The organism is Agrococcus lahaulensis DSM 17612, assembly GCF_000425105.1.
Lineage (GTDB): Bacteria > Actinomycetota > Actinomycetes > Actinomycetales > Microbacteriaceae > Agrococcus > Agrococcus lahaulensis.
In genome coordinates, this window is record NZ_AULD01000006.1 from 92639 (window position 1) to 118242 (window position 25604).

Sequence of the window (25604 nt, forward strand, 5' to 3'; positions counted from 1 at the left end):
GTTGCACTTCACGCGTCGCAGCCCTACCTTGACCTGCAACCGATCGATTGCAGGAGGAACCATGTCGCACACCGAGCCTGCCGAGCACCGGCACGACGCCGAAGCGGCGATCGACGAGCCGCGCGCTCGCGTGACGCGCACGATCGCCGTGCGCGCCCCGATCGAGGTCGTCTGGGAGTGCCTCACCGATCCCGCCTCGCTCGCCGACTGGTTCGGCGACAGCGCGACGTTCCCGGACGGCACCGGCGAGGGCGCCACGGGCTCCTTCGGCTGGAGCGACGCCGGCGAGTTCCCCGCGCGCATCGAGCGCGCCGAGGCCCCGCACGTCTGGGCGTTCCGCTGGGGCCGGCGCGGCGAGCCGCTCAGCGACGAGAGCAGCACGCTCGCGACCTTCACGCTCGAGCGGGTCGACGGCGGCACGCGCGTCACCGTGCTCGAGACCGGCTTCGAGCGGCTCGGCGACGAGGTGGCCGTGCGCGCCGCGCTCGCCGACAACCGCGAGGGCTGGACCTCCGAGCTCGACGAGCTCATCGCCCTCATCGCCCGGCGCTGGACGCCCTCCGCGGTCGACCCGCTCGCCGGCACCATCACCCGCTCGCTCGACGTCCCCGCGCCCGTCTCGCTCGTGTGGCGGCACCTCACCGACCCGGCCTCGATCGAGGCGTGGTGGGGGCATCCCGCCGTCTTCCCGGGCGGTCTCCGCGAGGGCGTCACCGGCACGTTCGAGCACGAGGGCGAGCGGTGGCCCGTCGCGATCCGCGTGCTGCGGCCCGAGCGCACGCTCGCGTTCCGCTGGGGCGAGATCGGCGAGGCAGAGCCGGGCCCGACGGCGTGCGACGTGCGCTTCGACCTCGAGCCGCTCGGCGACGGCACGCGCGTCACGGTCGTCGAGTCCGGGTGGATGCGCGTGCCCGGCGACGTGCGCGACGACCGGATGCGCGGCAACGCGACCGGGTGGGAGATGGTGCTCGACGGCTTGCGCCGGCACGTGCTCGAGGCCTCGCGGTGAGCGGAGCCATCGCCGCTCCCACGCAGCAGCTCGCGGCGCTCGCCGACGACACGCGCTGGGCGATCCTCGAGCTGCTCGGCAGCCGCGCGCGCTCCGCGAGCGAGCTCGCCGCCGAGCTGCCCGTCTCGCGGCAGGCGATCGCGAAGCACCTCGCGGTGCTCGAGGCGGCGGGCCTCGTCGAGTCGACCCGCGAAGGGCGCTCGGTGCGGCACCGCGCGATCGGCGCGAACCTCAGCGCGCTCGCCGACCGGCTCGACGCGATCGGGCGGCAGTGGGAGTCGCGCCTCGAGCGCGTCGCCCGCATGGCCGAGGAGCGCGCGGGCGCCGAGCGCGAGCGCGGCTGAGCCCGACCGCCGCGAGCCTCAGGCCGGCACGAGCGACGCGAGCATCGCCGCGGCCTTCACGTGCAGCTCCTCGACCTCGAACGCCGGCTCCGAGAGCGCGGTCACTCCCCCGCCGACGCCGATGTGAGCGCCCGCCGCATCGGCGACGACGGATCGGATGACCATCGCGAGCTGGCACGTCTCCCCCGCGACGATCCCGAAGCATCCGCTGTACACGCCGCGCGCAGCGCCCTCGAGCTCCTGCAGCAGCTCGACCGTGCGGCGCTTCGGCGCGCCCGTCATCGAGCCCGCCGGGAAGAGCGCGCGCACGGCGTCGAGCGGGCCGACGCCCGGCAGCAGCCGCGAGCGCACGGTCGAGACGAGCTGGTGCACGGTCGGGTAGGTCTCGACCGCGAGCAGGGCCGAGACGTCGACCGATCCGGGCTCGGAGACCCGCTGCAGGTCGTTGCGGCACAGGTCGACGATCATGACGTTCTCGGCGCGCTCCTTCTCGCTCTCGAAGAGCTCGCGCGCGAGCGCCGCGTCGTCGTCGGCGCCGCGGCGGCGCGTGCCCTTGATGGGGCGGGTGGTCGCGACGCCGTCCTCGATGCGCAGGAAGGTCTCGGGGCTCGCGCTCGAGACCGTGACGCCCGCGATGCGCAGGAAGCCCCCGTGGTGCACGGGGCTCGCGGCGCGGAGCCGCGCGTGCGTCGCGACCATGTCGAGCGGCGGCGCCTCGATCGCGGTCGTGAGGCACAGCACGTAGGAGTCGCCGTCGCGGATGTGGTCGCGGCAGCGCTCGACCTTCGCGGCGTACGCGGCGTCGTCGTCGCGCCAGCGGAGGCTCGAGGCATCGATGCGCGCGCCCGTGGGGACGCGCGGCGCGGGCGGTGCGGGCAGCGACCACGGCTCGCCGTCGCGCGACTGCAGCTGCGCATCACCGCCAGAGACGACGATCCAGCGGTCGAGCAGGAGCCACGCCGCCTCCGGGAAGCGGCCGGCGGCGGGCTCGAGACCGAGCATCCGCACGCCCGCCTCGAAGCCGAGCCAGCCGACCCACGCGCCGGGGCTCGCCGCGCGCGCCGCCTCGAGCGCCGCGAGCGCGTCGCCCTCGACGGGGCGCCCGTCGAGCGTCGCGCGGCCGTCCTCCACGAGCAGCACGCGCGCCCCGGTGCCGATCACGTGATCGCCGCTCGACGAGGAGTCGAGCCACACGACGTCGCCGTCACCGGCCTCGAGCGCGGCGAACGCCGACTCGGGCGAGACGTCGATCGGGAGCGACCAGCGAGCGCCGAGGTGGGGCAGCAAGTGCCCAGAGGTCGCTGGCATAGGGTGCATCCTATGAGCGCCGAGCAGCCTGTCCGCGCCTGGACGACGGCGGGCTTCGCGCCCGTCGACGAGCCGATCGGCCAGGCCCTCGCGGCCGATTCGTGGCTCGTCGTCGACGGGCGCGTGCTCGCGTGGCAGCGGCACCAGCTGCGGTTCGCGGATGCGGTGGCACAGGCGGGCGGCGACCGTCTCGACGCGATGGCGGCCGTCCGGGGCGCCGTCGGGCTCGCGCCGGCCGAGGGCCGCTGGTCGCCGCGCGTCGACCTCACGCCGGCCGGCATCCGGCTGCGCATCCGGCCGGCGCCGGCGCCGAGCGATCGCGTCGACGTCGTCACCGCGTCGCGCGACCCGCGCCGCGAGCCGCTGCGGAAGGGGCCCGACCTCGAGGCGCTGCAGGCGCTCGTGGAGGAGGAGTCCGCGCGCGCGGGCCGCGACGTCGAGCCGATCCTGTGCACGGACGGGCTCGTCGCGGAGGGCGCGCGCTCTGCGCTGCTGTGGTGGCGGGACGACGTCCTGCACGTGCCGGCCGACCGCATCCCCCACATGGCCTCCGTGACCGCCGCCGTCATCGAGGAGGTCGCCTCCCTCGACGGCGTCGAGGTGCGGCGCGTCGCCGCACGGCCGGACGAGCTCGAGGGCGCCGAGGTGTGGCTCGCGAACGCGCTGCGCGGCATCCGCGGCGTCGCGGCGTGGCACGACGGACCCGAGGTCGCGGCGCCCGCGCGCGTCGACGCGTGGCGCGCGCGGCTCGAGCAGCTGCGCACCCCGGTGACGGCGGGCCGCTCGTGATCGATGACGTCATCGACGTCGTGCTCGAGGTCGTCGGCTCGATCGAACCGTGGCTGCGCACGCTGCTCGCGTTCATCGCGATGGCGCTCGAGACGAGCGTGCTGCTCGGGCTCTTCGTGCCGGGCGACACGGTCGTCATCATCGCGGCGCTCGCCGTCGAGGAGTGGCCGTGGTGGCTCGCCCTCATCGCCGCGACGGTGCTCGGCTCGATCGCCGGAGAGTCGATCGGCTTCGCGATCGGGCGCTGGCTCGGGCCCGCGATCGACCGCTGGCTCGCGAGGCGATGGCCAGCGGCGTCGAAGCGCTGGCGCCGCACCGAGCGCTACCTCGCGCGGCGCGGCGGCATCGCGATCTTCCTCTCGCGCTTCCTGCCCGTCGCCCACTCGCTCGTGCCGCTCATCGTCGGCGCCTCGCCGATGCCCTACCGCCGCTTCCTCGCCTGGACCGTGCCCGCGTGCGTGCTGTGGGCGACCGCCTACGCGAGCGCCGGCTGGGCCGCCGGCGGCAGCTACCGCGAGCTCGCCGACGAGCTGCACGGCGCCGGCTACGTGCTCGTGGGCGTCATCGTGGCGTTCATCCTCGCCGTGTGGGGCGTCAAGCAGCTCATCTCGCGCCTCGAGGCGCGGCACATGCGCGACGAGGACGACGTCGACGGGGCGGCCGCGGATGCGGCCGACGGAGGCGCCGCCGACCGGCGCGCGGGCGAGGAGCGCTGAGCGCTACGCGCCCTCGGCGAGCTGCGGCAGCGCCGCGACGATCCGCTCGCGCATGACCTCGACGCCGAGCTGCAGGTAGCGCGGGTCGCCGTCGGGGTCGTGCAGGAACGCGTAGGTGACGAGCGCGTCGAGCGCGCCGATCGCGAGCTCGAGCTCGTGCCGCTGCTCGTCGCTGAGCTCGATCTCCCAGCGCTCGCGCAAGTGGGCGGCCATGTCGTCGACGAAGGTCGGCGCGACCGGCGGCCGCTCCGTCGGGCCGAGGTCGAGCCCCTCCCCGCCGCGGAGCGACCGGAACGACGGCACCGTGCGGAACGTCTCGACCATCGCGTCGACGACCGCCTCGATCGTCGCCATGAGCGACGGGTGCTCGGCGAGCAGCACGCGCTCGATCGCCAGCCGGATGCGCTCGAGGTTGCGCTCGGCGAGGGCCACGAGCACCGCGACGCGGTCGGGGAAGTAGCGGTAGACCGTGCCGATCGAGGCTCCGGCGCGCTCTGCCACGAGCGCGGTCGTGAGGTGCTCGATGCCGTGCTCGACGACGACCGCCGCCGCGGCGTCGAGGAGCGCCTCGATGCGCAGCGCCGCGCGCGCCTGCACCGGCTCGTGGCGCACCGTGACGGAGGAGCCGCTGGCCTGACGATCGTTCATGCGCCCATGATGTCGCACCGGCGGCCCGAGCGGTGAGAGCATTTCCGCATGTGCGGACGCTACGTCATGGCCACGCCCGCGAGTGATCTCGTGGCGCTGTTCGAGATCGACGAGCAGGGAGAGATCCCCGCGGCGAACTGGAACATCCCGCCGACGACGACCGTGCCCATCGTCGTCGAGCCGGCTCCGCGCGACGACTCGCCGCCCATCCGTCGGCTCGAGCCCGCTCGCTGGGGACTCGTGCCGTCGTGGGCCGACGACATGTCGGTCGGCGCCCGGGCGTTCAACGCGCGCGCCGAGACCGCCGCGTCGAAGCCGATGTTCCGCGACGCCGTCCGCGAGCGCCGCGCGCTCGTGCCCGCCGACGGCTGGTTCGAGTGGCAGAAGCGCGGCGAGTCGAAGACGCCGTTCTACATCCACGACGACCGTCCGCTGAGCTTCGCGGGCCTCTACGCCTGGTGGAGGCAGCCCGACGGCTCGTGGCTCCTCTCGACCACGATCCTCACGACGGCGGCGTCGGGCACGCTCGCCGACATCCACGAGCGCATGCCGGTCGTCGTCTCCCCTGAGATGCGGGATGCGTGGCTCGACCCCGACGAGGACGGCGAGGCCGCGCTCGAGGCCGTCGTCGCCGAGGCGGGCGCGGTCGCCGAGTCGCTCGCGATGCACGAGGTGGATCGGCGCGTCGGGAGCGTGCGCGAGGAGGGTGCCTCGCTCATCGAGCCGGTGGCGAGTCGGTAGGGTCGATCCCGACCGACGTCCCGGGAGGAGCCGCCCATGGAGGAGCTGGTGCCGCTCGCCCGCATCCCCGAGCCGATCAAGCACGTCGCGGCGCGCGTCGAGGACTGGGTGCACGAGCACCGCGAGGCGGGGGCGCTGCGCGCCGGCCGGATGCCCGCGATCGTCACCTACCCCGGCTACGGCGGCGAGGGCTGGGTGCGCGTGCTCGCGCGCGTGCTGCTCGTCGAGCCCGGCGGTGAGCGTGGCGCCCTCTACGAGAACGTGCGCGGCTGGCGCTCGTTCACGTCGCTCGCCCTCAACGACATCGACGTGATGATCGAGGCGGGCGGGGAGCGCCACGTCGTCACGGCCGATCGCGGCGGCCTCGTCGACGCCCGGGTGCCGATGCAGCTCGAACCCGGCTGGCGCGAGGTGACCGTCTCGGTCGCGGGCAGCGCGCCCGTCACCGCCCCCGTGTTCGTCGTCGATCCCGCGACGCGCTTCGGCGTCGTGAGCGACATCGACGACACCGTGATGGTGACGTCGCTCCCGCGGCCGCTCCTCGCCGCCTGGAACGCCTTCGTGCTCGACGAGCACGCGCGCTCCCCGGTGCCCGGCATGGCGGTGCTCTACGAGCGGATCGCGCAGCGGCATCCCGAGAGCCCCTTCATCTACCTCTCCACGGGCGCCTGGAACGCGGCGCCCGCGCTCACGCGCTTCCTCTCGCGCAACCTCTACCCCGCCGGCAGCATGCTGCTGACCGATTGGGGACCGACGCCCGACCGCTTCTTCCGCTCGGGCAAGGAGCACAAGCGCGCGCAGCTGCGCCGCCTCGCGCGCGAGCTGCCGCACGTGCGGTGGCTGCTCGTCGGCGACGACGGCCAGCACGACGAGGAGCTCTACGGCGAGTTCGCGAGCGCGCACCCCGAGCACGTGCGCGCGGTCGCGATCCGCGAGCTCTCGGCGCAGGAGGCCGTGCTCGCCGGTGGCCGCAAGCACGCCGACACGCGCTCGATGCACCCGTGGGTGTGGTCGTCGAACGGCGGCGGGCTCGCGAAGGAGCTCGGCGCCATCCCCGAGCTCGACATCCTGTGACCGCGGCACCGCCCGACCGCATCCGCGCGATCGCGATCGCGATCATCCGCGATGCCGCCGGCCGCCTGCTCGTGACGAGCACGGTCGATCCCATCACCGGCCGCACGCTCGCGCGGCCGCCGGGCGGCGGCATCGAGCCGGGTGAGCTCGCCGCCGAGACGATCGTGCGCGAGCTCGAGGAGGAGCTCGGCCTCGTGGCGCGGGCTCCGCGGCTGCTCGGGGTGCTCGAGAGCGTCTTCGAGTTCGCCGGTCGCACGCTGCACGAGCACGTCTTCGTGCTCGAGGTCGAGGCGGCAGCGGATGCGTCGCTCCCCTCGGTCACGGACGCGGGCCACCCGGTGTGGTGGCTCCCCGTCGAGCGCTTCCGCGACCCCGAGCTCGACCTCGTCCCCGCCGGCCTCCTCGAGCTCGTCGAGCAGGCGCAGGGCTGAACCCCTGCCCATGGCCGGCGGCACGGTACGGTGACGCCATGGCCCAGCCGGAGCAGACAGGTCGCGAGCAGCCGCTCGAGCGGCGCCCGCAGCGCGCGACGTGGCGACGGGTCGCCCGCAAGGGAGCGCTCGGGGCGTCGGCGGTGATCGGCGCCGCGCTCGTCGCGATGCTCGTCGCGGCCGCGATCGGTCAGCGCTGGCTGCTCGCCATGCCGTCGCTCGGCATGCTCGCGCTCGGCCTCGGCGGGCTCATCGCGATCGCCGCGGCCGCCTTCGCGCTCCGGCGGATCGAGCGCTCCGGGATCGATGTCGATCAGGGGCTCGAGCGCCGGCCGCCGCTCGCGGCGCGGTTCGTCGCATCGACCGCGATGCTCGCGCTCGGGGCGTCGGGCATCGGCTTCGGCGGACTCATGGTCGCGCTCACCGCGAGCCCGCGATCGATCCTCCCGCTGGCCATCGGCGTCGCGTTCTCCCTGGCGGCGCTCGTCCTGCTGTCGCGCGCGTCGCGCTCGCTGCGATCGGCGCCGACCGCCGCGCTCGGCTAGCGCGCGAGCACCTCGCCGGCGCGCCCCGAGGCGCGCATCCAGCCACCGGCCGCGGTCACTCGCACGGGAGCGTGGCCGAGGAAGCGCATCGCGACGAGCGCGGCCGCCTGGCCCGCGGTGAGGCCGCTCGGGTCCACCGGCCGCGCCCACACCGCTCGCTCCGCGCGTCGACGCACCGCCTCGCCGGGCGACGTCGGCAGCGCCGCCTCGACATCGGCGGCGGCCTGTGCGGCGAGCGCGCGGATCGTCTCGGGCGAGACATCGCCCGCGTGCGCCCACCCCGACCGAGGCGGTGAGACGGCGGCCCACGCGGGCCGGGTCACCGCATCCGGGATCTCCACATCCGCGCCGTCGCGAAGCGCATCGCGGAGCGCCGGCAGCGGCACCACGCCGTCGAAGCGCGCCGGCTCACGCATGCGCGACGCTCGCGCGACCAGGATCGTGGGCCCCGAGTCGAGGAGTCCGGCAGCCGCCGCCATGGGCGTCGTGAGGAGCGCGACGTCGCCGTCGGCGACGAGTCGCACCGTGCCGTCGCCGAACACGGCGGCGCGATCGAGCAGCAGGACGAGGTCGGCGCGCGCCCGTTCGTCGAGGGCGAGGATGGCGTGCATGCGCTCCCTAGACTAGGCGGCAGACCCCGAGAGGAACCGAATGAGCGAGCGCATCCGCATCCTGCTGGAGACCCTGGACCTCGTCGACACCGGTGCCCGCACGGACGAGGACATCTTCACCGGCACGAGCCACCCGATGCCGCTCGGCCGGGTCTTCGGCGGACAGGTGATGGCGCAAGCCGTGGTCGCGGCGCAGCGGACGATCGCCGAGGACCGGTTCATCCACTCGGTGCACGGCTACTTCGTGCGGCCGGGCGACGTCGAGCTGCCGATCACCTTCGCGGTCGATCGCATCCACGACGGCCGATCGTTCTCGACGCGGCGCGTGCAGGCCTACCAGCACGGGCTGCCGATCATGTCGATGATCTCGTCGTTCCAGGACGTCGACCCCGGCCCGAGCTCGCAGCACCCGATGCCCGAGGGACTGCCGTCGCCCGAGGACCTGCCCTCCTCGGATGATCTGCTCGCGCCGTTCGCCGAGAACCCCTCGGCGCGGGCCGTGATCGCGCGGCCCTTCGACATCCGCCACGTCGAGGGGCCCGTCTATCTGCCGGACCCCTCGCGCCCGCGGCACGGCAAGCAGCACGTCTGGATCAAGGCGAAGGACCGCCTCCCCGACGACGACGCGCTCCACCGCGCCGCGCTCGCCTACCTCTCCGACTACGCGATCCTCGAGCCGATCGTCCGCATGCACGGCGCCGCCTGGTCGACGCCGGGCCTCAAGGCCGCGAGCCTCGACCACGCCGTGTGGTGGCACCGGCGCGCCCGCGTGGACGAGTGGCTGCTGCTCGAGCTCGAGACGAGCTCGTCCGGCGGCGGCCGCGGACTCGGCCACGGCCACGTCTACAAGGCCGACGGCACGCACGTCGCGACGATCGCGCAAGAGGGCATGGTGCGCGTGCCGGCCGAGGAGCAGCAGCGCTGATGCCCGTGCGGCCGATCGCGCCCGCCGAGGCGATGCGCACGCTCCGCGGGGCACTGCCGCTGCGCACCGAGCGGGTCGTGCTGCGCACGCTCTCCCCCGACGACCTCGAGGCTGTGCGCGGCTACCGCAACGCCCCAGGGCAGCGCCGGTGGACCTACAACCGCGACCAGACCGAGGCGGAGCTCATGGCGTGGACGGCGGGCGGCGCGCCCGTGTTCCTCCGCGACGGCGACGCCGCGCAGCTCGGCATCGAGCTCGCCGGCGAGCTCGTCGGCGACCTCATGCTCCGCATCACGAGCCTCGGCAGCCGGCAGGCGGAGCTCGGCTGGATGATCGTGGCCGAGCAGCAGGGCAAGGGCATCGCGACGGAGGCTGCGCGCGCGGCGCTCGAGCTCGCGTTCGCGATGGGCGCGCATCGCGTCATCGCGCACCTCGATGAGCAGAACGTCGGCTCGCGGAAGGTCGCGGAGCGGCTCGGGATGCAGCTCGAGGCGCGCTTCGTCGATGACGAGGTCAATCCGGCGACGGGCGAGCTCGGCACGTCGCTCGTCTTCGCCGTTCGGCGACCGGCGTAGGAGTCGTAGCTGCGCAGACCCCGGCCCGAGACGGGCCGGGGCGCTGGCGTCGCGGCGGAGGCCCGAAAGGGCCTCCGCCCTCAGCTCCAGCGCGCCAGCGCGCTCAGTCGTGCTGCGGGAAGCCGAGGTTCAGTCCGCCGTGGCTCGGGTCGAGCCAGCGGCTCGTGACGACCTTCTCACGGGTGTAGAACTCGAACGCGTGCTTGCCGTAGGCCTTGCCCTGGCCGAAGATCGAGCGCTTCCAGCCGCCGAACGAGTGGTACCCGACCGGCACGGGGATCGGCACGTTGATGCCGACCATGCCGACCTGCACCTCGTTCTGGAACCGTCGCGCGGCGCCGCCATCGTTGGTGAAGATCGCGGTGCCGTTGCCGTACGGGTTCGAGTTGATGAGCTCGAGCCCCTCCTCGTAGCTCGCAACGCGCACGATCGAGAGCACCGGACCGAAGAGCTCCTCCTTGTAGGCGGCGGAGTCGGTCGGCACGTTGTCGATGAGCGTCGGCTTCAGCCAGAAGCCGTTCGGGTCGCCGTCCACCTCCGGGTCGCGGCCGTCGACGACGAGCGAGGCGCCGTCATCGGCGGCGGTCTGGATGTAGCCGGCGACCTTGTCGCGGTGCTGGCCGGTGATGAGCGGCCCCATGTCGTTGTCGCGCGTACCGTCGCCCGTGCGGATCCCCGCCATCTTCTCCTTGATCTTGGCGGCGAGCTCGTCCGCGATCGAATCGATCGCGACGACGACCGAGATCGCCATGCACCGCTCGCCCGCCGAGCCGAAGCCCGCGTTGACGGCCGCGTCGGCGGTGACGTCGAGGTCGGCGTCGGGCAGCACGAGCATGTGGTTCTTCGCGCCCCCGAGCGCCTGCACGCGCTTGCCGTGCTTCGAGCCCGTCTCGTACACGTACTCGGCGATCGGCGTCGAGCCGACGAACGAGATGGCCTGGACCTCGGGATGCGTCAGCAGCGTGTCGACAGCCTCCTTGCCACCGTGCACGACGTTGAGCACGCCGTCGGGCAGGCCCGCCTCCTGGAACAGCTCGGCGATGAAGACCGACGCCGAGGGGTCCTTCTCGCTCGGCTTGATGACGACCGCGTTGCCCGCGGCGAGCGCGACCGGCGCGAACCACAGCGGGATCATGGCCGGGAAGTTGAACGGGCTGATGATGCCGACGACGCCGAGCGGCTGGCGCAGGGAGTAGACGTCGACGCCGGTCGAGGCGTTCTCGGAGTACTCGCCCTTCGTCAGCAGCGGGAACGCGGTCGCGAGCTCGACGACCTCGATGCCGCGCGCGATCTCGCCGAGCGCGTCGGAGTGCACCTTGCCGTGCTCGCGCGTGACGATCGCGGCGAGCTCGTCCTTGCGCGAGACGATGAGCTCGCGGAAGCGGAACATGATCGCCTGGCGCTTCGCGATCGAGAGGTCGCGCCACGCGGGGAACGCCGCGCTCGCCGCCGCGATCGCCTCGCCGACCTCGTCGGCGTCCGCGAGCGGCACCTGGGAGACGGGCGTGCCGAGCGCCGGATTGAAGACGGGCGCGGTCTCGCCGGCGCCCTGACGGCGCTGCCCGTCGATGAAGTGCGGGATGCGATCCGGGCCGCTCGGGTCGTCCTTCACCTCGTCGGTGATCTGCACCTCGGGCTCGACGGCGGTGTCGGTCATGGGGCTCCTCCTCGGGCGGCGACGTTGCCCCGCCAGCCTACCGGCGGCGCGTCAGCGGCGGCGGAACGCGATCGGCTCCTCGAGGTACGGCGCCCAGGCCCCGCGCTCCGCGTCCGTGAGCCGACGCGGTCGGCCCGTGGACGCATCCAGCATGACCACCGTCGTCGTCGCCCGCGCGTACAGCTCGGCGCGGTCGGGCGAGCGCACCTCGTAGCAGACGAGCATGCTCGCGCCGCCCATCTGCCCGATCCACGTGTCGACGATGAGCGGCTCGCGGTGGTGCGGGATCTGGCCGAGGTACTCGGCCTCCTGACGGGCGATGACCGTGATGCTCGTCGCCCCGTGGCCGGCGTCGATGATCGCGGTCGCCGGCGAGCCCTCCGGCCCGCCGGCCCAGAAGGCGGCGACGCGCGCCTCCTCGAGGAGCGTCAGGAGCGATGCGTTGTTGACGTGCCCGTAGGCGTCGAGGTCCGACCAGCGGACCGTCACCGGCACCGCGAGGCGCATCAGTCCCTCGTGAGCTTCCGGTACGCCGAGCGGTGGGGCTTGGCCGCGTCCGGCCCGAGGCGCTCGATCTTGTTCTGCTCGTACGCCTCGAAGTTGCCCTCGAACCAGTGCCAGTTCGCCGGCTCCTCGTCGGTGCCCTCGTACGCGAGGATGTGCGTCGCGATGCGGTCGAGGAACCACCGGTCGTGCGTGATGACGACGGCGCAGCCGGGGAACTCGAGCAGCGCGTTCTCGAGGCTGCCGAGCGTCTCGATGTCGAGGTCGTTCGTCGGCTCGTCGAGCAGCAGCAGGTTGCCGCCCTGCTTGAGGGTGAGCGCGAGGTTGAGGCGGTTGCGCTCGCCGCCGGAGAGCACGCCGGCCTTCTTCTGCTGGTCGGGCCCCTTGAAGCCGAACTGCGAGACGTAGGCTCGGGACGGGATCTCGACGTTGCCGACCTGGATGTAGTCGAGGCCCTCGGAGACGACCTCCCACAGGTTCTTGTTCGGGTCGATGTTCGCCCGGCCCTGGTCGACGTAGCTGAGCTTGACCGTCTCGCCGATCTTGAGCGAGCCGCCGTCGAGCGGCTCGAGCCCGACGATCGTCTTGAACAGCGTCGTCTTGCCGACGCCGTTCGGGCCGATGACGCCGACGATGCCGTTGCGGGGCAGGGTGAACGAGAGCCCGTCGATGAGCTTGCGGTCGTCGAAGCCCTTCTCGAGGTCGTTGGCCTCGAGCACGATCGAGCCGAGGCGGGGGCCCGGCGGGATCTGGATCTCCTCGAAGTCGAGCTTCCTGGTGCGCTCGGCCTCGGCGGCCATCTCCTCGTAGCGGGCGAGGCGCGCCTTCGACTTCGCCTGGCGGCCCTTCGCGTTGGAGCGCACCCAGTCGAGCTCCTCGGAGAGGCGCTTGGCGAGCTTCGCGTCCTTCTTGCCCTGCACCTGCAGGCGCTCGGCCTTCTTCTCGAGGTAGGTCGAGTAGTTGCCCTCGTAGGGGTAGAGGCGGCCCCGGTCGACCTCGCAGATCCAGCCCGCGACGTGGTCGAGGAAGTAGCGGTCGTGCGTGACCGCCATGACGGCGCCGGGGTACTTCGCGAGGTGCTGCTCGAGCCACAGCACGCTCTCCGCGTCCAGGTGGTTCGTGGGCTCGTCGAGGAGCAGCAGGTCGGGCTTCTCGAGCAGGAGCTTGCACAGCGCGACGCGGCGGCGCTCGCCGCCGGAGAGGTTGGTGACGGGCCAGTCGCCCGGCGGGCAGCGCAGCGCGTCCATCGCCTGCTCGAGCTGCGAGTCGAGGTCCCACGCGTCGGCGGCGTCGATCTCCTCCTGGAGCGTGCCCATCTCGGCCATGAGCGCGTCGAAGTCGGCGTCGGGGTTCGCCATCTCGGCGGAGATCTCGTTGAACCGCGCGATCTTCGCCGTCAGGTGGCCGAAGGCCTCCTGCACGTTCTCGAGCACCGTCTTCGACTCGTCGAGCTCGGGCTCCTGCATGAGGATGCCGACGGAGTAGCCCGGCGTGAGCTTCGCGTCGCCGTTGGACGGCGTGTCGAGGCCGGCGATGATCTTCAGGATCGTCGACTTCCCCGCACCGTTGGGTCCGACGACGCCGATCTTCGCGCCCGGCAGGATCGCGGTCGTCACGTCGTCGAGGATCACCTTGTCGCCCACCGTCTTGCGGGCGCGCACCATGGAGAAGATGTACTCGGCCATGCCCTCAGTCTACGGTGACGATCTCGCCCACCAGGCACCGGCCGCCGCCGAGGGCGTCAGCGCGCAGCGCCGTCGCCTCCCCCTCGCCGACCTGGCCGAGCAGGCACGACTCGCCCCGCCGCACGGCGACTTCGAGGAAGGTCACGGGCTCGCCGAGCGAGTCGAGCTCCCGGGTGCGCTCGATCGCCGAGCGCTCGAAGCCGGCCGCCTCGAGCGCCGCGACGAGCGCGGCAGGATCGGCGGGCGAGTGCCCCTCGAGCGCCGCGCGGAACGCCTCGAGCTCCGGATCGGTCGCTGCATCGACCTGCCCGCCGCCCTGCGCGTCGGACGGCGACGGCGCCGGTACGGGCGAGGGCTCCTCGGCCGCGCAGCCGACGAGTGCGAGGACGCCGACGAGCGCGACTGCCGCGAGCTGGCGCACGCGCCCTCCTCCGATGCGTGACGGGACGACGCGCTCAGTCTAGGAGGGCGAGGTCACTCGAACCGCGCGAACCGCTCAGAGCACGGCGCGCTTGCCGCGGCGCACGCGGCCGGCGAGCGAGACGACGAGCCTCGCGAGCACCGCGCTGATCGCGTCGATCGCGAGCAGGGATGCGGTCGCGATCGCGAAGACCAGCACGAGGAAGACGACCATCAGCCATGCCACCGGTGGACCTCCTCGCCTGCGCCTCGTCGTCAGGCTATCCGCACGCGTCGTCGCGCGCCGCGGTGCGGGTTCAGAACGGCGCCTCGGGGTCGAGCACCGGCATCCCCCACTGCTCGCCGCCACCGGTGGCGAGCACCGGCTCGGGCGGCTCCGCCGCCGACGGCTGAGCATCGAGCGAGGCGCCTGCGTGATCGCCCCGCTGCTCGGCGTCGTCGCGCGGCCTCCGCTCGCGCGACGTCGGGCTGACGCGCATCGAGTGGCCGATGTGGTCGGCGCGGATCTTCACGCTCGTGCCGCGCCGCTCGCCCGACTCCCACTGATCGACCTTGAGCCGGCCGAGCACGACGACGACGTCGCCCTTGCGGACGGACGTGATGACGTTCCGGGCGAAGGCGCCCCACGCCTCGACCGTGAACCAGTTGGTGTGGGCGTCGACCCAGTCGTCGCCATCCTTGCGACGCGACTTGCAGCCGATGCGGAACTCGGCGACCTGGTCGCCGGCGACGGACTTCAGGATGGGGTCGGTGCCGATGGAGCCGACCACGGAGATTGCTTCGCTCATGCCGGCGAGGATGCACCGGAGCGCGCCAGTCGCGGGCGCCTCGAGGAGCCGCCTGTGGAGAACGGCGTCAGCCGCGCAGGTACTCCGCGAAGCCCGCGCGGATCTTGTTCACCTTCGGCGCTGCGACGGCGAGGCAGTAGCCCTGCGTCGGGTTCTTCGCGAAGAAGTCCTGGTGGTGCTCCTCGGCGTCGTAGAACTCGCCGAGCGGCTCGAGGGTCGTGACGATCTCGCCCGGCCACCACTCGCCCGCCCGAGCGATGGCGGCCTCGAAGCGCTCGCGCTCGGCGTCGTCGCGGTAGAACATGGCGGAGCGGTACTGCGTGCCGATGTCATTGCCCTGGCGGTTGAGCTGCCGCGGGTCGTGCATCGTGAAGAACATGTCGAGCACGACCTCGGTCGGCAGCCGCTCCTCGTCGTAGACGACCTTCACGGCCTCCGCGTGACCCGTGGTCCCGGTGCACACGAGCTCGTAGCTCGGGTGCGGCACCGAGCCACCCGTGTAGCCCGACACGACGTCGTCGACACCGTCGACGACGCGGTAGGCGGCGTCGAGGCACCAGAAGCAACCACCGGCCAGCACGATCTCCTGCATGCCGCCAGCGTAGCGGCGCGCGCTGTGCGATCCCGATGTGGGCGGCCGCCCGTAGCGTCGCAGGCAGGAAGGAAGGAAGGAGCACGCCATGGCCATCATGTCGACCGCCCAGCGGCGCACCGCCCCGCACGCACCGCACGTCGCGACCAAGCGCGTGCGCGACGACCTCTGGAGGGTCGTCAGCGCATCCGGACTCGCCCTCGGCTACATCGCGCGCGCCGACGGCGCGCACGGGCCGGCATTCGAAGCTCGCCGGCTGGTGCCCGGCGGCACCGCGATGCTGCCGATCGGCCAGTGCTGGTCGCTCGACGACGCGCTCGCGTGCTTCACCGGCCCCTGACGCGCGTCGTCACTCGCCCGAGAGCAGCGGCTTCCCCTCCTTGCGGTTCTGCAGCATCCGGTGCACCACGAACCACACGAGCACGACGATCACCAGGCCGATCACGACCCACTGCAGCCAGTCCATGTAGGGCTCGATGACGTGGTAGTTCCGGCCGAGGAAGACGCCGACGAGGATGAAGATGGTGTTCCAGATCGCCGAGCCGACGAGCGTCAGGCCGAGGAAGAGCAGCACCGGCATGCGCTCGATGCCAGCGGGGATCGAGATGAGGCTGCGGAAGATCGGCAGGAAGCGACCGAAGAGCACCGTCTTCCAGCCGTGCTTCGCGAACCACGCGGTCGTCTTGTCGATGTCGCTCGAGCGGACGAGCGGCATCTTGCGCGCAATGGCCGCGAGCCGGTCGTGGCCGAGCCAGCGGCCGAGCAGGTAGAGCACGAGGGCGCCGACCACGGAGCCGATCGTCGTCCAGATGATGGCCTCGGCCACGGTGAAGGCACCCTGCGCCGCGCTGAAGCCCGCGAGCGGCAGGATGACCTCGCTCGGGATGGGCGGGAAGAGGTTCTCGGCGGCGATCGCGACGGCGGCGCCGGGAGCGCCGATGGCGTCCATGAGCCCGACGGCCCAGCCGGCGACGCCGCTCAGCTCGTCGGAGGGCTGGGTGGACTGCAGGATCGTCGGGAGCACCCCGACAGCCTACGGTCGTCGATCGGGTCGACCCATCAGGGAAGGGGCCGGATGCGCCCCCGGCGGGAGTCGAACCCGCGACAAAAGGATTAGAAGGCCTCTGCTCTATCCGCTGAGCTACGGGGGCCCGATCAATCTACCGGGAGCTCGAGCGGGACCCGATCTAGTGGCGGCGCCGGTGGCAGAGTAGGTCGGTGAGCATCCTCGCCCGAGACCGGAGCACCGCAGCGCGGCTACGGGACGGCGATCGCGTGGTGACCGAGCGGATCGGCTCGCTGCACCGGGGCACGCCGATGCTCGAGTGGGGCTCCATCACGAAGACCGTGACAGCCGCGATCGCCGCGCGGCTCGCCGAGGCCGGCGAGCTCGACCTCGATGCGCCCGTCGCCACGCTCCTGCCGGCGACGCTGCTCCCCGACGCCGTGACCGTCCGCACACTGATCGAGCACACGTCCGGGCTCCCCCGCGTGCCCGTCGGCATGACCGACCCGCTCGACCCCTACGCCCCCTTCACGACCCAGCGCTTCGACGCGGAGGTCGTGCCGACGCTCGCCGCACGGCGACGCGAGCCGAAGCGCGCGCCGGAGTACTCGAACCTCGGCTACGCCGTGCTCACCCGTGCGCTCGAGGACCTGACCGACGAGTCGTGGTGGCAGCTCGCTCGCTCCCGCGTGCTCGAGCCGCTCGGAGTGGTCGACGTCGCCGTCGACCCGCCTGCCGAGCGACGCCCGGTCGTGCGCGCCTGGAGCGGCGCCCCGCGAGCGCAGTGGACGATGCACACCGGCCCCTTCGTCGGTGCCGGCGGGCTCTGGGGAACCTTCGACGCGCTCGAGCGATACGCGAGCGCTGCGGTGCGGCACGCGGGGGCGGATGCGTGGGCACCCGGCTGGCAGGTCTCCGGCACCGTGCGCTGGCACAACGGTCACGTGCGCGACTCGGGCTCCTTCGTGGCCGTCGACACCGCATCCGACCGCGTCGTCACCGTCCATACCCTCGGCCGCTTCGCCGGCACCGCCGACCGCGTCGCGCGGCGACTCGTGCGCCGCGACCGCTGCGGCGGCTGACGCGGTCGGGTGCCCGGCTGCGGCATGCCAGGCTGGGGGCATGCCCGGCGCACTCCTGTTCGACATGGACGGCACGCTCATCGACTCCGAGCCGCTCTGGCACGACGAGATGCGGGCCTTCGCGCGCGTGCAGGGCATCGAGTGGACCGCTGAGGACGCGCACTGGACGACCGGGCGGCCGATGGTCGAGTGGGCCGACCGGATGCGCGAGCGCGGCGTGACCATGGAGCGCGCGTCGATCATCGCCACCGTCGCGGGCGCCGTGGCCGCCGCGGTGCGCGAGGAGACGCCGTGGCTGCCCGGCAGCGTCGCCCTGCTCGAGCGCGTCGCCGAGGCGGGCGTGCCCGCCGCGCTCGTCACGAACGCGACGCGCGAGAACGCCGAGGCGCTCCTGCGCGCCGCGCCGACGGGTGCGCTGCGCTTCGCCATCACGGCCGACGACGTCGAGCGATCGAAGCCCGACCCCGAGCCGTACGCGCTCGCCGCCCGTCGTCTCGGTGCCGACGCATCCGCGAGCATCGCCTTCGAGGACTCGAGCAGCGGCGCGCGCTCGGCGGCCGCGGCGGGCGCCCGCCTCTGGTTCCTCACGACGCAGCTGACCGCGTCGCCGGTTCCGGCGGAGCGCACGATCGCGACGCTCGCCGACGTCGACGCCGAGGCCCTCTTCGCCCGGCTGGGCTGAGCGCCGACGGGCCGCCCGTAGACTCGGCGTGTGGCTGCCGCTGACCGGATCGTCTGGATCGACTGCGAGATGACGGGTCTCGACCCCACGGTCGACGAGCTCGTCGAGGTGGCGGTCGTCGTCACCGACTTCGAGCTGCAGGTGCTCGATCCGGGGCTGCAGGTCGTCATCAAGCCGTCGGCGGCGGCGCTCGAGCAGATGAGCGACTTCGTGCGCCAGATGCACGCGACGAGCGGCCTCGACGTCGAGCTCGAGGACGGCGTCTCGCTCGCGGAGGCCGAGCTGCTCGTGCTCGAGTACGTGCAGCGCTTCGTGCCGCTCGAGCGCTCCGCGCCCGTCGGCGGCAATACGATCGGCACCGACCGCATGTTCCTCGCGCGCTACATGCCGGCGCTCGACGGCTTCCTGCACTACCGCTCGATCGACGTCTCGAGCATCAAGGAGCTCTCGCGCCGCTGGTTCCCGCGCGCGTACTTCCAGAGCCCCGAGAAGGCGGGCGGCCACCGCGCGCTCGCCGACATCCTCGAGTCGATCCGCGAGCTGCGCTACTACCGGCGCGCGGTGTTCACGGATGCGCCGGGTCGCTCGAGCGAGGAGCTCCAGGCGATCGCGGCCGACGTCGTCGAGGGCTTCGGCGAGCACCTCAGCAGCTGACACACCGTCCCGCCGATGTCGTGCGGGCGCCGCGGATGTCGTATGCTGTCATGGTTGCGCTCGCGCACATGGTGGGTATAGCTCAGTTGGTAGAGCGCCTCGTTGTGGTCGAGGAGGCCGCGGGTTCAAGCCCCGTTACTCACCCACGCGGAAGGCCCGGAGGATCATGTCCTCCGGGCCTTCGCTCGTCCCTCGCGCGTCACGCCGGCTCGTCCGCCGCTCCCGGCGGGCGCACGAGGCGGATGCGGATGGGTCCCCTGGCGCTGTCGAGGTCGACGACGGCACCGCGCTGGGTCACCTCGACGGCGCCCTGGGCCGCGAGCCGCCTCGCGGCGTCGCGCGCCGCGTCCATCTGCGGTCGCCAATCGGTTTCGTCGCGACCCGCGACGGCCTTCGCCGCATCGCTCGGGCAGATCGTCGCTCCCTCGCGGCGCTGCGCGAGGAGCTCGAGGATCGCCGACGCCATCGGATCGTCCTGCGCGTGCGCCATGCCGCCAGTGTGTCGGGCGGCGCTGGGGGTCGGCTAGGAGACTGCGTGCTCCGGCGGCAGGATCTGGCCGATGGGCTCGCGCTTCTCGGCCTGGAAGCGGTCCTCCGTGCGCCCGAGTGCCCAGTAGCCCGAGAGCGAGACCTGCGAGCGCTCGAGGCCGCGGCGCACGAGCAGCTCGTCGCGGAGCGCCTTCATCGACTCGCGCTCGCCGTGGGCGAAGACCTGACCGCGACCGGCGGGCAGCTCGAGCGCCGCGGTCTGCTCGGCGAGCAGGCCGACGGTCTCGGCGCTCGCCTCGCCGCGGTGCAGCCACCGCACCTCGAAGCCGTCGGGAGCCGAGAGCGGGAGCTCCTCCGACGCATCCCGCACCTCGATGAGCGCGACGCCGCGAGCGGTCGCCGGGAGCGCCTCGACGCTGCGCGCGATCGCAGGGAGCGACGACTCGTCACCCAGGAAGAGGTGCCACGCGGCGGTCTCGTCGGGGGCGAAGGCACCGCCCGGGCCGCCGAACACGACGCGCTCCCCCGGCTGCACGCGGGCGGCCCACGGGCCCGCGAGGCCCTGGTCGCCGTGCACGACGACGTCGATGGCGAACGAGTCCTCGGCGACGGTGCGCACCGTGTAGGTGCGCGTGACGGGGAGGTCGTCGGGCGCGAGCGACTCGCGGAGCGCTGGGATGTCGTAGGGCGGCTCGAGGCCGAGCTCGGGCTTGACGAACCAGATCTTCACGTACGCGTCGGTGAAGGCGTTGGGCGAGAAGCTCGCGAAGCCGTCGCCGCCGATCCACAGCCGCACCATGCTCGTGGCGATCCGCTCGGTGCGGATGACCTCCATCACATGCTGCGGGCGATTGGGACGAGGGGGGCGGCCGGGGTTGCTCATATCGCTCTCGACGGTATCAGCGAGGGTGCGCGGGGCAGGGCTCGGTAGGCTCACGATGAGTGTGCAGAGGGGGGGGCGGTCACGGTGCTCGAGCTGGACCACGACGCGTTCGAGGCGCTCGTGACCGACGTGCTCGACGAGCTGCCCGACGAGATGGTCGAGGGCCTCGACAACGTCGTCTTCCTCGTCGAGGACGAGCACCCCGAGGAGGACCTCCTCGGCATCTACGAGGGCGTCGCGATCACGGAGCGCGGCCAGTACGGCTTCGGCGAGCTGCCCGATCGGATCATGGTCTACCGGCTCCCGCACCTCGACTCCACGGACTCGCTCGAGGAGCTGCGGGCCGAGGTGCGGACGACGATCGTGCACGAGATCGCGCACTTCTACGGCATCGACGACGAGCAGCTGCACGAGCTGGGCTGGGCGTAGCCGTCCTCCGCGTCGCGATCAGAACGGCAGCGGTGGCGCGTTCTGGTCGTCGTCGACCGCGCGGCTCGCCGGACTCCCGTACCAGTCGCGAAGCGTGACGGGATCGGGCTCGGGCCAGGTCGTCGGATCGTCCCAGCGGCCGAGGCGATCGAGCGCTGCGCGCTGATCGGCTCGCCGCTCAGCGCGGGTGCGGGTGGGCGGTCTCGGCTTCGTGCGCGGCATGTCGGTGAACACGGGCCCGACCGGCTCGGGCAGGTCGTCGATCACCTGCCCGAGCGGTGACGTCCAGCGCAGCACCCCGTGCGGCAGCTGCTCGACGGACCAGCGGGAGCTGTGCTTGAGCACGTGATCGCGACGGCAGACGAAACCGAGGTTGTCGAGGCTCGTCGCGCCGCCCTCCGCCCACGCGAGGGTGTGGTCGAGGTCAGCGCGGCGGGCTGGATGCGGGCAGCCGGGTGCTCGGCAGCGCTGATCGCGCCCGAGCAGGACGTGCCGCTGCGCGGCGCTCGGCGTGTAGGAGTCGACCGTGACCGCGACACCGGTCACCGGGTCGGTGAAGAGCCGCAGCCACCGCGGCGCCTCCCCCGCCAGGCGGCGGGCGGTCTCGAGATCGACGATCACCTTCCCGTCGAGCATCGCCGGGAAGCGGTGCCCGGCCGCCTCGGCCTCCGCCGCCGTGCCGTCGAAGCACAGCGCGTCCGCGGGGATCGCGATCATCGGCTTGACCCGAATGCCGGAGGTGCCGTGCAGGTCCTCCGGCACCACGCCGGACAGCAGCAGCTCCTGGAACGCATCCGCCCGGAACTGGTCGAACGAGCGAGGATCCTCCTTCGGCTTCCCCCGCGCGGCCTGCGTCAGCCGATCGTGCACCGCATGCGCCTCCAGCGCCGGCAGGAACGCGTACAGGTGCGCCATCCCGTCACCCGCATCCGTCACCTCCACCCGCCGCCGCTGCCGGGCGGTGTCGTGCCGGATCTGCAGCGGCGTCGAGAGCGCGTCGTTGACGACCTGCTTCGCCTTCGCCCGGAGCCTCGCGGTGCTCGTGCGCTCGGCGAGGTCGACGAGCTCGGCGACGACCCGGTCGCGATCGACCGACGTGACGGTCGCGTCCTCGCGCAGCGCGCGGGTCTCGGCCTCGATGATCCTCAAGTGGCTCGTGGTGATGCGCCCCTCGGCGGCAGCCTCGTGCGCGGCGGAGAGCTCGCGGACGATCGTCCACGCATCCGTCATGTGCCGCTCGACCGTCGGATTCGTCAGACCGAGCTCGACCGCCGCGAACGACGCGATCTCGCGCACCATCGCGCTCGTGTCGCCCGGCTGGTCGATCATCCGCTGCATGTGCTCGGCGAGCAGCGCTCGCCGCCGGCCCTCGAGCCGCGCCGACTGCGCCTCGATCGCCGCGAGCTCAGCGACGAATTCCTGGTCGAGCCGCAAGCGCCGCTGCGCCGCCGACTCCGGCGCTCTCGGCAGCGGCGGGATCGGCGCACCCCGCTCGGCCGCGGCCTCGACCTGCTCCGCCGACATCGCGGCCACCTGCGCCGACAGCTCGACGAGGAACGCACCGAGCTCCGCATCCGCCGCGATCTCTGCAGCCGAGCGCGGCTCGAGCGGGAGCGCCTCGAGCGCCTCCGCTCCGCTGCCGGGCTCCGACTCCATGCCCCGATTCTCCCCGGCACCACCCACATGCGAGGGGCCGGAGCGAGCGGCTGTGGACGGCCGCGACTCAGGTGCGGATGACCTCGTCGGCGAGCGCCGCGGGATCGTTCGCGGCGACGTGGGCGTCCTCCTGCTCGCGCCATAGCGTCCACCACGAGTCCTCGCCGTCGCGCGCGAGCGCGCGGGCGTGCCGCACCTCCTCCGGCGCCTCGAGCCACAGCGCCCGGTCGGCGTGCTCGCGCGACTGCAGCGTGAGCGAGCCGCAGCCCTCGACGATGAGCGGCTCCCCCGGCTGGGCGCGATCCTCGGCGCCCCAGTCGCCGACGGCCCAGTCCCACCGACGCCACACCGCCGTGCGACCCGCCGCGAGCGGCGCGAGGATGCCGCGCTCGAGCAGCCGGGAGCCGGTCGCGAGGCCGTGCCAGCCCGCGTAGAGGTCGTCCATGTGGATGACCCGCGCGCCCGTCTCGGCCGCGAGCCGCGCGGCGAGCTCGGTCTTGCCGGCGCCGGAGCGCCCGTCGATGATCGTCAGCATCACGCCCCCTCCCACACCGGCGAGAACGATCCTGCCGCGAGCGAGACGCCGAGCGCGGTCGCCGTCACGGCGACGACGAGCAGCACGAGCACGCCGTCGCGCCACCCGAGCGTCGACTGCCTCGCCCACGTGCGCTCCGGGCCGCCGAACCCGCGCGCCTCCATCGCGGTCGCGAGCGTGCCGCCGCGCCGCAGCGCGACGACGAGCAGCGCGAACGCCGCTTGCAGCGACCGCCGCACGACGCCCGTGTCGCCGAGCCCGCGCGCTCGCCGCGCGAGCGAGATCTGCCGCCAGTCCTCCCCGAGCACGCCGAACAGCCGCGTGCCCGCGAGCGCGGCGAGCACGAACCGGTGCGGCAGCCGGGCGACCTGCGCGAGCCCGTCGGCGAGCCGCGTCGGGTCGACGCCGACGAGCGCGACGAGCGTCGGCACGCCGATCGCGAGCACGCGCAGGCCGATCGCGAGCGCGAGCTCGATCGAGCGGTCGCTGATGACCGCGAGCCAGATCTGGGCGTGGATGCGTCCGGCCGGCTCGGCGTAGAGGAGCATGCTCACGGCCGAGAGCGGTGCCGCGACGAGGAGCGGCCACGAGCGACGGACGACGGTGCGGGGGCCGATCCCGACGCTCGCGAACACGATCGCCCACGCGGCGAGCGCGACGGCAGCCGTGACGACGTCGATCGTGAGCAGCATGGGGATGGAGTAGAGCACCGCGGCGACGATGGGCGTGACGGGGTTCACCCGCTCGAGCGCCCTCACGCGGCACCCAGCCGGAGCACGCGATCGCCGAGCACGCGCTCGACGTCGGCGTCGTGCGTCACCGCGACCACGGCGCATCCGTCGTCGTCGACCAGCGACGCGATGAGCCGCACGAGCTCCTGCCACGTGCGGCGATCCTGCCCGAAGGTCGGCTCGTCGAGCACCATCACGCGGGGCGCGGGCGCGAGCACCGTCGCGACCGAGAGCCGCCGCTGCTCGCCGCCCGAGAGCGTGAAGGGGTTGACGTCGGCGAGGTGGTCGAGCCGCAGCGCCGCGAGCAGCGCGTCGACGCGATCGCGCACCTCGGCATCCCCCCGGCCGAGCGCCCGGAGCCCCGCCGCGACCTCGTCGCGCACGCGCGCGGCGACGAACTGGTGCTCGGGCTGCTGGAACACGGTGCCGATGCGGGTCGCGAGCTGCTTCGGCCGCCAGCGGACGGGTGCCTCGGCCGCCACGTCGCCGCGCAGCTCGCTCGTGGCGCGCACCTCGCCCCCGACCGGCGGCAGGAGCCCCGCGAGCGTGAGCGCGAGGGTCGACTTGCCGGCGCCGTTGGGGCCGGTGACGACGAGCGCCTCGCCAGCGCGCACCCCGACATCGACGGGCTCGTGCACCGCCTCATCCGCGCGGCCGGATCGCAGCCCGTCGGCGACGAGCAGCGCTGGACCGCTTGCGCGGCGCTCGCGCGCGACGTCCACGGGCAGCCCCGGCACCCACACGCCGCCCGCCGCGAGCGGCTCGGCGTGCACCTCGAGCACCGCGTGCGGCGAGCCGTCGGCCGCGACTCCCCCGCCCGGCGCGAGCACGACGACGCGGTCGACGACCGGGAGCCAGGTCTCGACGCGGTGCTCGACGACGACGAGCGTCGCGCCGGTGTCGGCGGCGACGCGAGCCACCGCATCCCGCACCTCGACGACGCCGACGGGATCGAGGTTCGCGGTCGGCTCGTCGAGCAGGATGAGGCCGGGACGCATCGCGATGACGCCCGCGAGGGCGAGCCGCTGCCGCTGCCCGCCCGAGAGCGCCGCCGTCGAGCGGTCGAGGTCGACATCGAGGCCGACCGCGACGAGCGCGGCCCGCACGCGCGACCAGATCTCCTCGCGCGGCACCGCGAGGTTCTCGCAGCCGAACGCGACGTCGTCGCCGACGCGCGACATGATCGTGTTGGCCTGCGGGTCCTGCAGGACGAGGCCCGCGAGGCCGCGCCGGCTCGACGGGTGGGCGCCGTCGACGAGCAGCTCGCCCGCCTCGTCGCCCTCCTCATCGCCACCGAGCACGCCCGCGAGCGCGGCGAGGAGCGTCGACTTGCCGGCGCCCGAGGGTCCGAGCAGCAGCACGCGCTCGCCGGGCTCGACGTCGAGGTCGAGGCCGGCGAGCACGGGCGCGGGCCGACCGGCGTGCTGCCAGCCCCACCCCCGCGCGCGGATGCGCGAGCCGGTCACCGGGAGCGCGAGCGCCCCGAGGCGAACCGGTTGAGCACGCCCGTCGCGGCGAGCGCCCGCGTGAGGAGCCAGCCGACGACGCCGGCGAGGATCGCGCCCGAGACGGCGATGCAGCCGAGGTAGATCGCGAGGAACTCGGCGCTCTTCGCGAGGTTGCCGGAGGTGAACAGCTCGAGCACGTAGGCGCCGATCGCGGCGCCGACGCCCGCGAGCATCGCGACGGGCAGACCGAAGCGGCGGTAGGCGAAGAGCAGGAAGACGAGCTCGGCGCCGAGGCCCTGCGCGATGCCGGCGTAGACGGTCTCGATCACCCACTGGCTGCCGAGCAGCATCGAGACGGTCGCGGCGAGCAGCTCGACGAAGAGCGCCGCGCCGGGCTTCCGGATGATGAGCCCGCCGAGCACGCCGCCGAGCAGCCAGATGCCGACGGCGAGCCCGCCGAAGCCAGGGGTGAGCGCGTCCATGGCGTTGAACCAGACGCCGCCGACGGCGTTCCAGAGGACGAAGATGAGGCCCGTCGCGACGCCGAGGACGGCGGCGACGACGATGTCGACGACGCGCCAGCGGCCGATGCGGCGGCGCCCGGTCGACGAGGCGGATGCGGTGGGTGGAGTGGTCATGCAGTGCCC

33 protein-coding genes and 2 tRNA genes are annotated in these 25604 nt (G+C 73.3%); 16 read left to right on the forward strand and 19 right to left on the reverse strand.

The window, feature by feature from the left end; translation table 11 throughout:
• Nucleotides 1–61 precede the first annotated feature (61 nt).
• Nucleotides 62–1009: an SRPBCC domain-containing protein gene (locus H508_RS17525; protein WP_051222783.1), complete on the forward strand. Its 948-nt coding sequence runs from the start codon at nucleotides 62–64 to the stop codon at nucleotides 1007–1009.
• On the forward strand, nucleotides 1006–1353 hold the full coding sequence (locus H508_RS0105185; protein ID WP_026373292.1) for an ArsR/SmtB family transcription factor: 348 nt from the start codon (nucleotides 1006–1008) through the stop codon (nucleotides 1351–1353). Before H508_RS17525 ends, H508_RS0105185 begins: the two co-directional genes overlap by 4 nt.
• A gap of 18 nt (nucleotides 1354–1371) precedes the next feature.
• On the opposite strand, the gene H508_RS0105190 is transcribed toward H508_RS0105185, so the two are convergent.
• Nucleotides 1372–2661, reverse strand: coding sequence for an anthranilate synthase component I family protein (locus H508_RS0105190; protein ID WP_051222785.1), 1290 nt, complete (start codon nucleotides 2659–2661; stop codon nucleotides 1372–1374).
• Nucleotides 2662–2673: 12 nt separating this feature from the next.
• Between H508_RS0105190 and H508_RS0105195 the strand changes: the two genes are divergently transcribed.
• Together H508_RS0105195 and H508_RS14655 are read left to right on the forward strand one after the other, a co-directional pair.
• Nucleotides 2674–3450: an aminotransferase class IV gene (locus H508_RS0105195; RefSeq protein WP_026373294.1), complete on the forward strand. Its 777-nt coding sequence runs from the start codon at nucleotides 2674–2676 to the stop codon at nucleotides 3448–3450.
• Entirely contained in the window at nucleotides 3447–4166 is a 720-nt protein-coding gene (locus H508_RS14655) for a DedA family protein (protein ID WP_342663257.1), read from the forward strand. The genes H508_RS0105195 and H508_RS14655 overlap by 4 nt, the downstream gene beginning before the upstream one ends.
• 3 nt (nucleotides 4167–4169) lie before the next feature.
• Here H508_RS14655 and H508_RS14660 read toward each other — a convergent pair whose 3' ends face one another.
• Entirely contained in the window at nucleotides 4170–4814 is a 645-nt protein-coding gene (locus H508_RS14660) for a TetR/AcrR family transcriptional regulator (RefSeq protein WP_051222787.1), read from the reverse strand.
• Between the two features lie 48 nt (nucleotides 4815–4862).
• Between H508_RS14660 and H508_RS0105210 the strand changes: the two genes are divergently transcribed.
• From H508_RS0105210 to H508_RS0105225, 4 genes are read left to right on the forward strand one after another with little or no spacing between them, the layout of a single operon-like run.
• Nucleotides 4863–5555, forward strand: coding sequence for an SOS response-associated peptidase (locus tag H508_RS0105210; RefSeq protein ID WP_026373295.1), 693 nt, complete (start codon nucleotides 4863–4865; stop codon nucleotides 5553–5555).
• Nucleotides 5556–5591: 36 nt separating this feature from the next.
• Complete coding sequence (locus tag H508_RS0105215) at nucleotides 5592–6629, forward strand: App1 family protein phosphatidate phosphatase (protein WP_026373296.1); 1038 nt, start codon at nucleotides 5592–5594, stop codon at nucleotides 6627–6629.
• Nucleotides 6626–7060, forward strand: coding sequence for an NUDIX domain-containing protein (locus H508_RS0105220; RefSeq protein ID WP_026373297.1), 435 nt, complete (start codon nucleotides 6626–6628; stop codon nucleotides 7058–7060). Before H508_RS0105215 ends, H508_RS0105220 begins: the two co-directional genes overlap by 4 nt.
• A 38-nt stretch (nucleotides 7061–7098) precedes the next feature.
• Nucleotides 7099–7605 (forward strand): hypothetical protein, encoded by a 507-nt coding sequence (locus H508_RS0105225; RefSeq protein ID WP_026373298.1) that lies wholly within the window; start codon nucleotides 7099–7101, stop codon nucleotides 7603–7605.
• Here the strand turns inward: H508_RS0105225 and H508_RS0105230 are convergent.
• Entirely contained in the window at nucleotides 7602–8216 is a 615-nt protein-coding gene (locus tag H508_RS0105230; protein ID WP_051222789.1) for a DUF8185 domain-containing protein, read from the reverse strand. The genes H508_RS0105225 and H508_RS0105230 overlap by 4 nt on opposite strands.
• Nucleotides 8217–8256: 40 nt before the next feature.
• Between H508_RS0105230 and H508_RS0105235 the strand changes: the two genes are divergently transcribed.
• Complete coding sequence (locus H508_RS0105235) at nucleotides 8257–9141, forward strand: acyl-CoA thioesterase (protein ID WP_026373300.1); 885 nt, start codon at nucleotides 8257–8259, stop codon at nucleotides 9139–9141.
• Complete coding sequence (locus H508_RS14665; protein WP_051222791.1) at nucleotides 9141–9716, forward strand: GNAT family N-acetyltransferase; 576 nt, start codon at nucleotides 9141–9143, stop codon at nucleotides 9714–9716. Before H508_RS0105235 ends, H508_RS14665 begins: the two co-directional genes overlap by 1 nt.
• Before the next feature lie 103 nt (nucleotides 9717–9819).
• On the opposite strand, the gene H508_RS0105245 is transcribed toward H508_RS14665, so the two are convergent.
• The 7 genes from H508_RS0105245 to msrA all read right to left on the reverse strand — a co-directional run bounded on the left by H508_RS0105245 (nucleotide 9820) and on the right by msrA (nucleotide 15362).
• Nucleotides 9820–11373 carry a CoA-acylating methylmalonate-semialdehyde dehydrogenase gene (locus H508_RS0105245; RefSeq protein WP_084155137.1) on the reverse strand — a complete coding sequence of 518 codons (1554 nt, stop codon included), beginning with the start codon at nucleotides 11371–11373 and terminating at the stop codon, nucleotides 9820–9822.
• Nucleotides 11374–11424: 51 nt separating this feature from the next.
• The gene (locus H508_RS0105250; protein ID WP_035254153.1) at nucleotides 11425–11880 is read right to left on the reverse strand and encodes an acyl-CoA thioesterase; all 456 of its coding nucleotides are present in this window, start codon (nucleotides 11878–11880) and stop codon (nucleotides 11425–11427) included.
• The gene (ettA, locus tag H508_RS0105255) at nucleotides 11880–13562 is read right to left on the reverse strand and encodes an energy-dependent translational throttle protein EttA (RefSeq protein ID WP_026373303.1); all 1683 of its coding nucleotides are present in this window, start codon (nucleotides 13560–13562) and stop codon (nucleotides 11880–11882) included. The genes H508_RS0105250 and ettA overlap by 1 nt, the downstream gene beginning before the upstream one ends.
• 4 nt (nucleotides 13563–13566) lie before the next feature.
• Nucleotides 13567–13983: a DUF6993 domain-containing protein gene (locus H508_RS16630; RefSeq protein ID WP_051222793.1), complete on the reverse strand. Its 417-nt coding sequence runs from the start codon at nucleotides 13981–13983 to the stop codon at nucleotides 13567–13569.
• A gap of 75 nt (nucleotides 13984–14058) precedes the next feature.
• The gene (locus H508_RS17360; RefSeq protein WP_156906000.1) at nucleotides 14059–14208 is read right to left on the reverse strand and encodes a hypothetical protein; all 150 of its coding nucleotides are present in this window, start codon (nucleotides 14206–14208) and stop codon (nucleotides 14059–14061) included.
• A 70-nt stretch (nucleotides 14209–14278) separates the two neighbouring features.
• Nucleotides 14279–14770 (reverse strand): single-stranded DNA-binding protein, encoded by a 492-nt coding sequence (locus H508_RS16635; RefSeq protein WP_084155138.1) that lies wholly within the window; start codon nucleotides 14768–14770, stop codon nucleotides 14279–14281.
• A 67-nt stretch (nucleotides 14771–14837) separates the two neighbouring features.
• The gene (gene msrA / locus H508_RS0105275) at nucleotides 14838–15362 is read right to left on the reverse strand and encodes a peptide-methionine (S)-S-oxide reductase MsrA (RefSeq protein ID WP_026373304.1); all 525 of its coding nucleotides are present in this window, start codon (nucleotides 15360–15362) and stop codon (nucleotides 14838–14840) included.
• A gap of 88 nt (nucleotides 15363–15450) precedes the next feature.
• Here msrA and H508_RS14680 point away from each other — a divergent pair, with 88 nt between their 5' ends.
• Nucleotides 15451–15702 carry a hypothetical protein gene (locus H508_RS14680; RefSeq protein ID WP_035254155.1) on the forward strand — a complete coding sequence of 84 codons (252 nt, stop codon included), beginning with the start codon at nucleotides 15451–15453 and terminating at the stop codon, nucleotides 15700–15702.
• 9 nt (nucleotides 15703–15711) lie between these two features.
• On the opposite strand, the gene H508_RS14685 is transcribed toward H508_RS14680, so the two are convergent.
• Both H508_RS14685 and H508_RS0105290 read right to left on the reverse strand, forming a co-directional pair.
• Nucleotides 15712–16386: a DedA family protein gene (locus H508_RS14685; RefSeq protein WP_245569460.1), complete on the reverse strand. Its 675-nt coding sequence runs from the start codon at nucleotides 16384–16386 to the stop codon at nucleotides 15712–15714.
• Nucleotides 16387–16440: 54 nt separating this feature from the next.
• A tRNA-Arg gene (locus tag H508_RS0105290) sits at nucleotides 16441–16513 on the reverse strand.
• A gap of 67 nt (nucleotides 16514–16580) precedes the next feature.
• On the opposite strand from H508_RS0105290, the gene H508_RS14690 reads away from it, so the two are divergent.
• The 4 genes from H508_RS14690 (at nucleotide 16581) to H508_RS0105310 (ending at nucleotide 18930) form a co-directional block, all read left to right on the forward strand.
• A complete protein-coding gene (locus H508_RS14690; protein ID WP_084155139.1) occupies nucleotides 16581–17450 on the forward strand; it encodes a serine hydrolase domain-containing protein in 870 nt (289 codons plus the stop codon).
• A 40-nt stretch (nucleotides 17451–17490) separates the two neighbouring features.
• Nucleotides 17491–18132 carry an HAD family hydrolase gene (locus H508_RS14695; RefSeq protein WP_051222799.1) on the forward strand — a complete coding sequence of 214 codons (642 nt, stop codon included), beginning with the start codon at nucleotides 17491–17493 and terminating at the stop codon, nucleotides 18130–18132.
• Nucleotides 18133–18162: 30 nt separating this feature from the next.
• A complete protein-coding gene (orn, locus tag H508_RS0105305) occupies nucleotides 18163–18786 on the forward strand; it encodes an oligoribonuclease (protein WP_035254158.1) in 624 nt (207 codons plus the stop codon).
• A 71-nt stretch (nucleotides 18787–18857) separates the two neighbouring features.
• A tRNA-His gene (locus tag H508_RS0105310) sits at nucleotides 18858–18930 on the forward strand.
• 55 nt (nucleotides 18931–18985) lie between these two features.
• Here the strand turns inward: H508_RS0105310 and H508_RS0105315 are convergent.
• On the reverse strand, nucleotides 18986–19276 hold the full coding sequence (locus H508_RS0105315; protein ID WP_026373306.1) for a DUF3253 domain-containing protein: 291 nt from the start codon (nucleotides 19274–19276) through the stop codon (nucleotides 18986–18988).
• 33 nt (nucleotides 19277–19309) lie between these two features.
• Nucleotides 19310–20110, reverse strand: a complete 801-nt coding sequence (locus H508_RS0105320; RefSeq protein WP_245569461.1) for a siderophore-interacting protein — start codon at nucleotides 20108–20110, stop codon at nucleotides 19310–19312.
• A 132-nt stretch (nucleotides 20111–20242) separates the two neighbouring features.
• On the opposite strand from H508_RS0105320, the gene H508_RS0105325 reads away from it, so the two are divergent.
• Nucleotides 20243–20587, forward strand: coding sequence for a metallopeptidase family protein (locus tag H508_RS0105325; protein WP_021011378.1), 345 nt, complete (start codon nucleotides 20243–20245; stop codon nucleotides 20585–20587).
• An 18-nt stretch (nucleotides 20588–20605) separates the two neighbouring features.
• Here H508_RS0105325 and H508_RS16640 read toward each other — a convergent pair whose 3' ends face one another.
• From H508_RS16640 to H508_RS0105350, 5 genes are all read right to left on the reverse strand, one after another.
• Complete coding sequence (locus H508_RS16640) at nucleotides 20606–22243, reverse strand: HNH endonuclease signature motif containing protein (protein ID WP_051222801.1); 1638 nt, start codon at nucleotides 22241–22243, stop codon at nucleotides 20606–20608.
• A gap of 67 nt (nucleotides 22244–22310) precedes the next feature.
• On the reverse strand, nucleotides 22311–22778 hold the full coding sequence (locus tag H508_RS0105335; RefSeq protein WP_035254160.1) for a nucleoside/nucleotide kinase family protein: 468 nt from the start codon (nucleotides 22776–22778) through the stop codon (nucleotides 22311–22313).
• The gene (locus H508_RS0105340) at nucleotides 22778–23536 is read right to left on the reverse strand and encodes an energy-coupling factor transporter transmembrane component T family protein (RefSeq protein WP_026373309.1); all 759 of its coding nucleotides are present in this window, start codon (nucleotides 23534–23536) and stop codon (nucleotides 22778–22780) included. The genes H508_RS0105335 and H508_RS0105340 overlap by 1 nt, the downstream gene beginning before the upstream one ends.
• A complete protein-coding gene (locus H508_RS14705; RefSeq protein ID WP_035254162.1) occupies nucleotides 23533–24975 on the reverse strand; it encodes an ABC transporter ATP-binding protein in 1443 nt (480 codons plus the stop codon). Before H508_RS14705 ends, H508_RS0105340 begins: the two co-directional genes overlap by 4 nt.
• Nucleotides 24972–25595, reverse strand: coding sequence for an ECF transporter S component (locus tag H508_RS0105350; RefSeq protein ID WP_051222803.1), 624 nt, complete (start codon nucleotides 25593–25595; stop codon nucleotides 24972–24974). The genes H508_RS14705 and H508_RS0105350 overlap by 4 nt, the downstream gene beginning before the upstream one ends.
• Nucleotides 25596–25604 lie beyond the last annotated feature (9 nt).